17 protein-coding genes are annotated in these 9,089 nt (G+C 67.2%); all 17 read right to left on the bottom strand.

Annotation, left to right across the window (positions count from 1 at the left end):
- Nucleotides 1–64 precede the first annotated feature (64 nt).
- Nucleotides 65–181 (bottom strand): 50S ribosomal protein L36, encoded by a 117-nt coding sequence (rpmJ, locus tag Aau02nite_RS06040; protein ID WP_015619018.1) that lies wholly within the window; start codon nt 179–181, stop codon nt 65–67.
- Between the two features lie 52 nt (nt 182–233).
- Nucleotides 234–455 carry a translation initiation factor IF-1 gene (gene infA / locus Aau02nite_RS06045; RefSeq protein WP_007073013.1) on the bottom strand — a complete coding sequence of 74 codons (222 nt, stop codon included), beginning with the start codon at nt 453–455 and terminating at the stop codon, nt 234–236.
- A gap of 217 nt (nt 456–672) precedes the next feature.
- On the bottom strand, nt 673–1,239 hold the full coding sequence (locus tag Aau02nite_RS06050; protein WP_212987497.1) for a DUF1707 SHOCT-like domain-containing protein: 567 nt from the start codon (nt 1,237–1,239) through the stop codon (nt 673–675).
- Nucleotides 1,240–1,290: 51 nt separating this feature from the next.
- The gene (locus Aau02nite_RS06055) at nt 1,291–1,725 is read right to left on the bottom strand and encodes a DUF1707 SHOCT-like domain-containing protein (protein ID WP_246594941.1); all 435 of its coding nucleotides are present in this window, start codon (nt 1,723–1,725) and stop codon (nt 1,291–1,293) included.
- A 6-nt stretch (nt 1,726–1,731) separates the two neighbouring features.
- Nucleotides 1,732–2,586 carry a type I methionyl aminopeptidase gene (map, locus tag Aau02nite_RS06060; RefSeq protein WP_212987316.1) on the bottom strand — a complete coding sequence of 285 codons (855 nt, stop codon included), beginning with the start codon at nt 2,584–2,586 and terminating at the stop codon, nt 1,732–1,734.
- Nucleotides 2,587–2,588: 2 nt separating this feature from the next.
- Nucleotides 2,589–3,242, bottom strand: a complete 654-nt coding sequence (locus tag Aau02nite_RS06065) for an adenylate kinase (RefSeq protein WP_125804098.1) — start codon at nt 3,240–3,242, stop codon at nt 2,589–2,591.
- A 74-nt stretch (nt 3,243–3,316) separates the two neighbouring features.
- Nucleotides 3,317–4,663: a preprotein translocase subunit SecY gene (gene secY / locus Aau02nite_RS06070; RefSeq protein ID WP_212987317.1), complete on the bottom strand. Its 1,347-nt coding sequence runs from the start codon at nt 4,661–4,663 to the stop codon at nt 3,317–3,319.
- Between the two features lie 274 nt (nt 4,664–4,937).
- Nucleotides 4,938–5,387, bottom strand: coding sequence for a 50S ribosomal protein L15 (gene rplO, locus Aau02nite_RS06075; RefSeq protein ID WP_212987318.1), 450 nt, complete (start codon nt 5,385–5,387; stop codon nt 4,938–4,940).
- Nucleotides 5,387–5,569 carry a 50S ribosomal protein L30 gene (rpmD, locus tag Aau02nite_RS06080; RefSeq protein ID WP_203776584.1) on the bottom strand — a complete coding sequence of 61 codons (183 nt, stop codon included), beginning with the start codon at nt 5,567–5,569 and terminating at the stop codon, nt 5,387–5,389. Before rpmD ends, rplO begins: the two co-directional genes overlap by 1 nt.
- Entirely contained in the window at nt 5,569–6,189 is a 621-nt protein-coding gene (gene rpsE / locus Aau02nite_RS06085; protein ID WP_212987319.1) for a 30S ribosomal protein S5, read from the bottom strand. The genes rpmD and rpsE overlap by 1 nt, the downstream gene beginning before the upstream one ends.
- Nucleotides 6,190–6,201: 12 nt before the next feature.
- A complete protein-coding gene (rplR, locus tag Aau02nite_RS06090; RefSeq protein WP_212987320.1) occupies nt 6,202–6,597 on the bottom strand; it encodes a 50S ribosomal protein L18 in 396 nt (131 codons plus the stop codon).
- Nucleotides 6,594–7,136, bottom strand: coding sequence for a 50S ribosomal protein L6 (rplF, locus tag Aau02nite_RS06095; protein ID WP_212987321.1), 543 nt, complete (start codon nt 7,134–7,136; stop codon nt 6,594–6,596). Before rplF ends, rplR begins: the two co-directional genes overlap by 4 nt.
- A gap of 13 nt (nt 7,137–7,149) precedes the next feature.
- The gene (gene rpsH, locus Aau02nite_RS06100) at nt 7,150–7,557 is read right to left on the bottom strand and encodes a 30S ribosomal protein S8 (protein ID WP_203776587.1); all 408 of its coding nucleotides are present in this window, start codon (nt 7,555–7,557) and stop codon (nt 7,150–7,152) included.
- 73 nt (nt 7,558–7,630) lie between these two features.
- The gene (locus tag Aau02nite_RS06105) at nt 7,631–7,816 is read right to left on the bottom strand and encodes a type Z 30S ribosomal protein S14 (RefSeq protein WP_023358191.1); all 186 of its coding nucleotides are present in this window, start codon (nt 7,814–7,816) and stop codon (nt 7,631–7,633) included.
- A gap of 2 nt (nt 7,817–7,818) precedes the next feature.
- Nucleotides 7,819–8,388, bottom strand: coding sequence for a 50S ribosomal protein L5 (gene rplE, locus Aau02nite_RS06110; protein WP_212987322.1), 570 nt, complete (start codon nt 8,386–8,388; stop codon nt 7,819–7,821).
- Nucleotides 8,388–8,708, bottom strand: coding sequence for a 50S ribosomal protein L24 (rplX, locus tag Aau02nite_RS06115; RefSeq protein WP_212987499.1), 321 nt, complete (start codon nt 8,706–8,708; stop codon nt 8,388–8,390). The genes rplE and rplX overlap by 1 nt, the downstream gene beginning before the upstream one ends.
- Nucleotides 8,705–9,073 (bottom strand): 50S ribosomal protein L14, encoded by a 369-nt coding sequence (gene rplN / locus Aau02nite_RS06120; RefSeq protein WP_212987323.1) that lies wholly within the window; start codon nt 9,071–9,073, stop codon nt 8,705–8,707. Before rplN ends, rplX begins: the two co-directional genes overlap by 4 nt.
- Nucleotides 9,074–9,089 lie beyond the last annotated feature (16 nt).

Genomic DNA, 9,089 nt, shown 5'->3' on the forward strand with positions numbered 1-9,089 from the left:
CGTGAGATGACGCCGCGGCTGGGACGAGCTTGTTCAGTGGTACGGACCTGGCAGCGAGGTTGAATTAACCCTGGCGCTGCTTGTGGCGCGCGTCGGTCTTGCAGATGACCATGACGCGGCCGTGCCGCCGGATGACCCGGCAGTTGTTGCAGATCCGCTTGACGCTCGGCTTGACCTTCACGGTTGTGCCTTGACTCTCTGTCAGACGGGACTAGGCAAAGCCCCCGCGACCCTTACTTGTAGCGGTAGACGATTCGCCCGCGGGTCAGGTCGTACGGCGAAAGCTCGACGACGACCCTGTCCTCCGGGAGGATGCGGATGTAGTGCTGCCGCATCTTGCCGCTGATATGAGCCAGTACCTTGTGACCATTAGCAAGCTCCACACGGAACATGGCGTTCGGCAGAGGCTCGATCACTCGGCCTTCGATCTCGATGGCTCCGTCTTTCTTTGGCATGTCCTCCGCTACCTGACATCGGGTTCTGGGGCGGGCTCACAACGTTCATCCCGGGTCGAGGGTTCGCACCGGGACCAGCCGCGGCTCCTCCGCCACCGAAGCGCTGGTGGACATGGAAGAGTGGACGCTGCGCGCCAGCTAGCCAGTGTACGCGCGAGGACCATTGACACCAAACCGAGGTCCCCGTAACCCGGGGTCGGGTGTGTCGAGCAGCTTCTCAGCCCTGACTTTTGTCCGTCTTCGGCCGCTCCGGTGCCCCTTCGTCCGGCTCGGCGGCCTCGGCCGCCAGCGCCTTGCGCTCCCGCTTGAGCTGCTTCGCCTGCGCCTTGCGCGCCTTCTTCTCGGCCTGCTTGCGGGGCTCACCGGAGGCGAGGCCGGCCACGGTGACGAAGACCAGCACGACACCCCACGGCCCGGCGACCCAGATGGGCCAGAAGCCGAGCAGTTGGCTCGACACGATGCTGGAGATCAGCCAGATCGCGGTGGTGATCCCGACCACCGGTATCCAGCTGGACCAGACCTCGAGCACCCAGCGGCGGGCCAACTGGGCGTCGGAGGCGTCGACCCCGGCGGCGGCGATGGAGCCGGACGGTCGCCGCGGTGCCGGCACCGGCACTGCGGCCGACGGCAGGTCGTCGAGCAACGGGCGCAGGTCACCGTAGGTTTTCGCGGCGTACGCCTGCTGCAACCGCTCGTCGTACTCGTGCAGATCCAGCCGGCCCTCGTCGAGCGCGGCCTTCAGCTGATCCGCGACCGCCTGCCGATCGGCGTCGGCCGCTCTCATCTCGTCCCGGCCCATACCCTCCAGCATGCCAGCAACGGGCCAGGAGCGGCATCAGCGATCGCGCTTGCCCCACCGGCCGAGCACGCCGAGGAGCAGCGGGATCAGCATCCAGAACGGCCACGGGTAGATGAAGTCGCCGGACGCGAGGCACGACGCGCCCCAGATGAGGAAGCAGAGCAGCACCACACCGCCGTACGAGGCCAGGAACGGCGGACCGCCCGGCCGGCGCATGTCACCAGCGCCGGACGCCGCCAGGGGCGCAGCGGGCGGCTCATAGGGCTCCACGCGGGACTGCTGGACCGGGACGGTGCCGGGCAGATCGGTCACCAGGGAGTCGAGGTCACCGAAGGTCCTGGCGGCGTACGTCTGCTGCAACCGCTCGTCGTACTCGTGCAGATCCAGCCGGCCCTCGTCGAGCGCGGTCTTGAGCCGGTCGGCCACGGCCTGGCGATCGGTGTCACCGGCCCGCATCTCGTCACGGCTCATCGGCTTCTACTCCGCTACGGAGTCAACCGCCGGTTGCCGGGCGGTGACCAGATCGCCCAGCCGGGCCCGGCCGCCGTCGGGGGCCGTGGTGACCCAGACGCCGTCGTCGAGCAGACACATCGTGTGCTCGACGTGCGCGGCCATCGAGCCGTCGCGGGTGACCACGGTCCAGCCGTCGTCGAGCTCCACCGTGCGGGGCGAGCCCATGGTGATCATCGGCTCGATGGCCAGGCACAGGCCGGGCTCCAGGCGCGGGCCCTTGCCGGGCTTGCCGTGGTTGAGCACGTGCGGGTCCTGGTGCATCTCGGTGCCGATGCCGTGGCCGCCGTAGCCGTCCACGATGCCGTACCGGCCGCCCTTGCGGACGGCCTTCTCGACGTTGAACGAGATGTCGGTCAGCCGGCCCCGGCCGTTGGCGGCACCGCGGGCCGCGGCGGCGATGCCGGCCCACATGGCGTCCTCGGCCACCCGGGCCATGGTGAGCAGCGCCGGGTCGGTCTCGCCGACGCCGACGGTGATCGCGGAGTCGCCGTGCCAGCCGTGCAGGATGGCCCCGCAGTCCAGGGAGAGCAGGTCGCCCTCCTTGAGCACCTGCTCAGCGGCCGGGATGCCGTGCACGACCTGCTCGTTGACCGAGGCGCAGATCGAGGCGGGGAAGCCGTGGTAGCCCTTGAACGACGGGACCGCGCCGGCGTCCCGGATGACCTTCTCGGCGATCGCGTCGAGGTCGGCGGTGGAGACGCCGGGGACGACCGCGTCGCGCATCGCGTCCAGAGCGGCGGCGACGACGAGGCCGGCACCGCGCATCAGCTCGATCTGCTCCGGGGTCTTCAGCTGAATGTCCAGCTGCGGACGGCGCATCGTTATCCCCCGTACGACCGCAGGGCGTCGATCGCGCGCACCGTGACGTCCTCGACCGGGCCGGTGGCGTCGATGCCCACCAGCTTGCCCTGGGCGCCGTAGAAGTCCACCAGCGGCGCGGTCTTGTCCGCGTACTCGACGAGCCGGTTGGCGATCGTCTCCGCCTTGTCGTCGTCCCGCTGGAACAGCTCGGAGCCACACCTGTCGCAGATGTTCTCCTTGCTGGTCGGGTCGAACTCGACGTGCCAGATCTTGCCGCAGCCGCGGCAGGTCCGGCGGCCCGAGAGCCGCCGGATCACCTCGTCGTCGTCGACGACCAGTTCCATCACCAGATCGAGCGCGATGCCGAGGTCGGCGAGCAGCTTGTCGAGCGCCGACGCCTGCGGGACGGTTCTCGGGAAACCGTCCAGCAGGAAGCCGTCGCCGGCGTCGGGCTCAGCGAGCCGGTCGCGGACCATGTTGATGGTCACCTCGTCAGGAACGAGATTGCCCGCGTCCATGTAGCGCTTCGCCTCGACGCCGAGCGGTGTCCCCTGGGAGACGTTGGCCCGGAAGATGTCACCGGTCGAGATCTTCGGTACGGCGAGATGGGCAGCGATGAACTCAGCCTGGGTCCCCTTGCCGGCCCCCGGGGGGCCCACCAGTACCAGCCGCACCTACATCGCCTCGCTTCGGTGAGAACGAGCCTCGCCAACCTTCGACGCGAGAGCCCCCCGGCTCCGCGCTCCCACTACCGGAGGAACCCTTCGTAGTTGCGCTGCATCAGCTGGCTCTCGATCTGCTTGACCGTCTCCAGGCCCACACCCACCATGATCAGCACTCCCACACCGCCGAACGGGAAGTTCTGGTACTGCGCGCTGTTCAGCCAGATGAAGAAGAAGTTCGGCAGCACCGAGATCAGGCCGAGGTAGAGCGCACCCGGAAGGGTGATCCGGCTGAGGATGAAGTCCAGGTAGTCGGCGGTCGGCTTACCGGGCCGGATGCCCGGGACGAAACCACCGTACTTCTTCATGTTGTCCGCGACCTCGGTCGGGTTGAACGTGATCGAGACGTAGAAGTACGTGAAGAAGATGATCAGCAGGAAGTACGTGGCGATGTAGATCCAGTGGCTCGGGTTGGCCAGGTTGTTCTGGATCCACTGCTGGTAACCCTTGAGATTGTTCTGGTCGAAGAACTGCAGGTACAGCTGCGGCAGGTAGAGCAGCGAGGACGCGAAGATCACCGGCACGACGCCGGCCTGGTTGACCTTCAGCGGGATGTACGTCGAGGTGCCGCCGTACATCCGCCGGCCGATCATGCGCTTCGCGTACTGCACCGGAATGCGGCGCTGGGCCTGCTCGATGAAGACGACCGCGGTGATGATCAGCAGCACCAGGGCGATCACCAGCAGGAACTTGGCGACGCCACTGCTCTCCTTGATCGTCCAGCCCTCGCCGGGAAGGCGGGCGGAGATCGAGGCGAAGATCAGAGTGGACATGCCGTTGCCGACGCCGCGGTCGGTGATGAGCTCGCCGAGCCACATCACCACGCCTGTGCCGGCGGTCATCGTAACGACCAGCATGGTCAGAGTCAGCCAGACCGGGATCCCGGTGTTCGTCGGCACGATCTGGAAGTTCGCCTGGTCCTGCGGGCAGGCGTTGGCGAAGAGCTGGCCGGAGCGGGCCAGCGCGACGAAAGCCGAGGACTGCAGGACCGCGAGGCCCAGCGTCAGATAGCGGGTGTACTGCGTGATCTTGGCCTGGCCGGACTGACCCTCCTTGCGGAGCTGCTCGAGGCGGGGAATCACCACGGTCAGCAGCTGCAGGATGATCGATGCCGTGATGTACGGCATGATGCCGAGCGCGAAGACGGACAGCTGAAGCAGCGCGCCACCGGAGAAGAGGTTCAGCAGGTTCAACACCCCGCCGCCGGCGTTGGTGCTGTTCACCACGTCCAGGCAGTTACGGACGTTGGTGTAGGACACGCCTGGGCTGGGCAGAGTGGCGCCGAGCCGATAGACCGCGATGATCGCTACTGTGAACAGCAACTTCTTGCGCAGGTCAGGCGTCCGGAACGCACTGGAAAAGGCGGAGAGCAACTTCTTCCTCCTGCGCGAGGTGACCGCCAGTATCCGGCGGATGGGGGGAGGCATCGGTCCGGACGACCGATATCCCTAGCTGGGAACGGACTTTAACAGTCTGACGTGCCTGTTGTGAGGCACGGTCGCCCTATGTGCAACACCCTGGGACGAAGGGCAACCGGACGACCTGGGGAACGGCGGCGCCCGCCCTGGCGAAATGCCAGGTCAGACGCCACAACGGGGATGCCGCCCGAGCATCTCGCGATGCCCGGGCCAGCATCCCCGGAAAACCTCACAGCTCGGTGACGGAACCGCCGGCGGCTGCGATCTTCTCCTTGGCGGACTCACTGAAGGCGTGCGCCGAGACCTGCAGCGCCACGCCACCCAGCTCGCCCGAGCCGAGAACCTTCACCGGCTGGCCCCGACGGACCGCACCGGCGTCGGCCAGCTCCAGCGGACCGATCTCGCCACCGTTCGGGAACAGCTCGGCGAGCCGGTCCAGGTTGACGACCTGGAAGACGACCTTGTTGCGCGGGCGGTTGCCCAGGCCCTTGATCTTCGGCAGGCGCATGTGGAGGGGCATCTGCCCGCCCTCGAACGCCGCCGAGACCTGGTAACGGGCGCTGGTGCCCTTGGTACCGCGGCCCGCGGTCTTGCCCTTGGAGCCTTCACCACGACCCACCCGGGTCTTGGCCTTCTTGGCGCCGGGCGCCGGGCGCAGGTGGTGGACCTTGATCGCCATTATTCGACCTCCTCGACACTGACGAGGTGGCTCACGGCGAAGATCATGCCCCGAATCTCGGGGCGGTCCTCCTTGACCACCACATCGTTGATCCGCTTCAGCCCGAGCGACCGCAGGGAGTCCCGCTGGTTCTGCTTACGGCCGATGCCGGAACGGAGCTGGGTGACCTTCAAGCGTGCCATCAGTGCACCGCCGCTTCCGCACGCGCCGCCAGCATGGCCGCAGGCGCGACGTCCTCGACCGGGAGGCCACGGCGGGCCGCAACGGCCTCCGGGGACTCCAGGCCCTTCAGGGCCGCCACCGTCGCGTGCACGATGTTGATCGGGTTCGAGGAGCCGAGGCTCTTCGAGAGCACGTCGTGGATGCCAGCGCACTCCAGAACGGCGCGCACCGGGCCACCGGCGATGACGCCGGTACCGGCGGAAGCCGGCTTGAGGAGCACGACACCGGCGGCGGCCTCACCCAGGATCGGGTGGGGGATCGTCGCGGCGATGCGCGGCACCTTGAAGAAGTGCTTCTTGGCCTCCTCGACGCCCTTGGCGATCGCCGCGGGCACCTCCTTGGCCTTTCCGTAGCCGATACCGACGGTGCCGTCGCCGTCGCCCACGATCACCAGGGCGGTGAAGCTGAAGCGACGACCACCCTTGACGACCTTGGCGACACGGTTGATCGCTACGACCCGCTCGAGATGCGGGGTCTTCTCGACGGGCGCGTTACCGCGACCGCCCTCACGGCGGTTGTCGCGGCGGCCACCTTCGTTGTTACCGCCGGACCCGCCGCCTCGGCGCTGCTGACCAGGCATAGGTCTTCCCTCCTAGAACTCGAGTCCGGCTTCGCGGGCGGCTGCGGCAAGCGCGGCGATGCGCCCCGCGTACCGGTTGCCGCCGCGGTCGAAGACGACCTTGGAAATGCCCGCGGCCTGAGCCCGCTCGGCGAGGAGAGCTCCGACCTTGGCGGCCTGCGAGCTCTTGTCACCCTCTCCGCCCCGCAGGGACGGGTCGAGGGTGGAGGCCGACGCGAGCGTGTGGCCCTTGAGGTCGTCGACGATCTGCGCGGTGATGTTCCGCGTGGACCGGGTGACGACCAGACGGGGGCGCTCGGCGGAGCCGCGGACGTTCTTGCGGACCCGGAAGTGCCGACGTGCCTTGCCGACGGCGCGCTTGTACGACACACCGCCGCCATTGCGGCGCTTGAGCAGCGTGGCGGTCACTTCTTACCTGCCTTTCCAGCCTTGCGGCGGATGACCTCGCCCTGGTACTTGACGCCCTTGCCCTTGTACGGCTCCGGCGGGCGGATCTTCCGGATGTTCGCAGCGACCTCGCCGACGAGCTGCTTGTCGATACCGGCGACCGTGAACTGCGTCGGCCGCTCCACCGTGAAGGTGATGCCGGCCGGCGGGACCACGTTGACCGGGTGCGAGAAGCCCAGGGCGAACTCGAGGTCCTTGCCCTTGGCGGTCACGCGGTAACCGGTGCCGTTGATCTCCAGCGTCTTCTTGTAGCCCTCGGTGACGCCGACGATCATGTTGGCGACCAGGGTACGCGAGAGGCCGTGCAGCTCCTTGGCCCGACGTTCGTCGTTGGGCCGGTTGACCGCCAGCTCGCCGTTCTCCGCCTTCTCGACGGTGATCGGCTCGGCGACGGTGTGCGACAGCTCGCCCTTGGGGCCCTTGACCTTGACGGTCTGGCCCGTGATGGTGACGTCGACGCCGGCCGGGACCGGGATCGACTTACGTCCGATTCGCGACATGTCTAAGTCTCCGTTACCAAACGAAGGCGAGGATTTCCCCGCCAACGCTCCGCTTGCGGGCCTGCCGGTCGGTCAGCAGCCCCTGGGACGTCGAAACGATCGCGACACCCAGGCCGCCGAGCACGCGCGGGAGCTCGTCGGACTTGGCGTACACCCGGAGGCCGGGCTTGGACACGCGCTTGATGCCGGCGAGGCTGCGCTCGCGGTTCTGGCCGTACTTCAGCTCAACCACCAGGCGCTTGCCGACTTCGCCTTCCGCGGGCTCCTCGGCCGACCAGGAAGCGATGTAGCCCTCTGCCTTGAGGACCTCGGCGATGCTCGCCTTGATCTTCGAGAAGGGCATGGTCACCTTGTCGTGGTACGCCTGGTTGGCGTTACGCAGACGCGTGAGCATGTCTGCGATCGGGTCCGTCATCGTCATGGGTATTCGTCAACCTTTCTCGCCGGGGTTCCCAGGCAAAACCCGGGCCTACGGCGAAGCGGTATTGCAAGGATTACCAGGAAGCCTTCGACACGCCGGGCAGCTCACCGCGGTGGGCCATGTCCCGGAGGCACACCCGGCACAGACCGAACTTGCGGTAGACCGAGTGCGGACGTCCGCACTTCTGGCAGCGGGTGTACGCCCGTACGGCGAACTTGGGCTTCGCGGCCGCCTTGATGATCAGCGCCTTCTTAGCCATGCTCAGTTCTCCTTGAAGGGGAAGCCCAGAAGCTTGAGCAGCTGCCGGCCCTCCTCGTCGGTCGTGGCGGTGGTGACCACCGTGATGTCCATGCCCCGGGTCCGATCGATCCGGTCCTGGTCGATCTCGTGGAACACCGACTGCTCGGTCAGACCGAACGTGTAGTTGCCGTGGCCGTCGAGCTTGCGCCCGTCCAGACCGCGGAAGTCACGGATACGCGGCAGCGCGATCGACAGCAGCCGGTCCAGGAACTCCCACATCCGGTCGTTGCGCAGGGTGACCTTCGCGCCGATCGGCATGCCCTCACGCAGCTTGAACTGCGCGATGGACTTGGTCGCCCGCCGCACCAGCGGCTTCTGACCGGTGATGGTGGTCAGGTCACGCACGGCGCCGTCGATCAGCTTGGCGTCGCGAGCGGCCTCGCCGACACCCATGTTCACGACGACCTTGACCAGGCCGGGGATCTGCATGGGGTTGCCGTACTTGTACTGCTCCTGAAGCGCAGCAATGACCTCACTGCGGTACTTCTGCTTCAGGCGGGGCAGCGTCTTGGTCTCGGTAGCGGCAGTCATCACAGGTCCTTACCGGTGCTACGCGCGATACGAACCTTCTGGCCGTTCTCGTCCCGCCGGAAGCCGATGCGAGTCGGCTTGCCCTCGGAGTCCACGATCTGCACGTTCGAGATGTGGATCGGGGCTTCCTGCGTGACGATGCCGCCGGTCTTGGAACCGCGCTGCGTCGTGCGGATCTTCTCGTGCTTCTTCATACGGTTGACGCCCTCGACCAGGACCTTGTCCTGCCGCGGGAAGGCCGCGATGACCTTACCCTTGGCGCCCTTGTCCTTGCCGGCGATGACGACGACCGTGTCGCCCTTCTTGATCTTCACGGTCAGAGCACCTCCGGCGCCAGGCTGATGATCTTCATGAACCGCTTGTCGCGCAGCTCGCGGCCGACCGGGCCGAAGATGCGGGTACCGCGGGGGTCGCCACCGTCCTTGATGATGACGGCGGCGTTCTCGTCGAAGCGGATGTACGAGCCGTCGGGACGGCGCCGCTCCTTGGCGGTGCGGACGATGACCGCCTTGACGACGTCACCCTTCTTCACACCGGCACCCGGAATGGCGTCCTTGACCGTGCACACGATGACGTCACCGATGCTCGCGTAACGGCGACCGGAGCCGCCCAGAACACGGATGCACAAAATTTCCTTGGCACCCGTGTTGTCGGCGACGCGCAGTCGCGACTCCTGCTGGATCACGTCTGTCTCCTATGTC

This window comes from Actinoplanes auranticolor (assembly GCF_018332655.1).
Taxonomy (GTDB): Bacteria; Actinomycetota; Actinomycetes; order Mycobacteriales; family Micromonosporaceae; genus Actinoplanes; species Actinoplanes auranticolor.

What these genes read in the sequence shown, in the direction of transcription:
- map (WP_212987316.1), bottom strand. Translation starts at nt 2,586, where the DNA reads ATGCGCCGTCCGCAGCTGGACATTCAGCTGAAGACCCCGGAGCAGATC.
- rpmD (WP_203776584.1), bottom strand. Translation starts at nt 5,569, where the DNA reads ATGGCACGCTTGAAGGTCACCCAGCTCCGTTCCGGCATCGGCCGTAAG.
- Aau02nite_RS06050 (WP_212987497.1), bottom strand. Translation starts at nt 1,239, where the DNA reads ATGAGAGCGGCCGACGCCGATCGGCAGGCGGTCGCGGATCAGCTGAAG.
- rpsE (WP_212987319.1), bottom strand. Translation starts at nt 6,189, where the DNA reads ATGCCTGGTCAGCAGCGCCGAGGCGGCGGGTCCGGCGGTAACAACGAA.
- Aau02nite_RS06055 (WP_246594941.1), bottom strand. Translation starts at nt 1,725, where the DNA reads ATGAGCCGTGACGAGATGCGGGCCGGTGACACCGATCGCCAGGCCGTG.
- rpsH (WP_203776587.1), bottom strand. Translation starts at nt 7,557, where the DNA reads ATGACGATGACGGACCCGATCGCAGACATGCTCACGCGTCTGCGTAAC.
- Aau02nite_RS06105 (WP_023358191.1), bottom strand. Translation starts at nt 7,816, where the DNA reads ATGGCTAAGAAGGCGCTGATCATCAAGGCGGCCGCGAAGCCCAAGTTC.
- rplO (WP_212987318.1), bottom strand. Translation starts at nt 5,387, where the DNA reads ATGGCGATCAAGGTCCACCACCTGCGCCCGGCGCCCGGCGCCAAGAAG.
- infA (WP_007073013.1), bottom strand. Translation starts at nt 455, where the DNA reads ATGCCAAAGAAAGACGGAGCCATCGAGATCGAAGGCCGAGTGATCGAG.
- rplE (WP_212987322.1), bottom strand. Translation starts at nt 8,388, where the DNA reads ATGACTGCCGCTACCGAGACCAAGACGCTGCCCCGCCTGAAGCAGAAG.
- rplF (WP_212987321.1), bottom strand. Translation starts at nt 7,136, where the DNA reads ATGTCGCGAATCGGACGTAAGTCGATCCCGGTCCCGGCCGGCGTCGAC.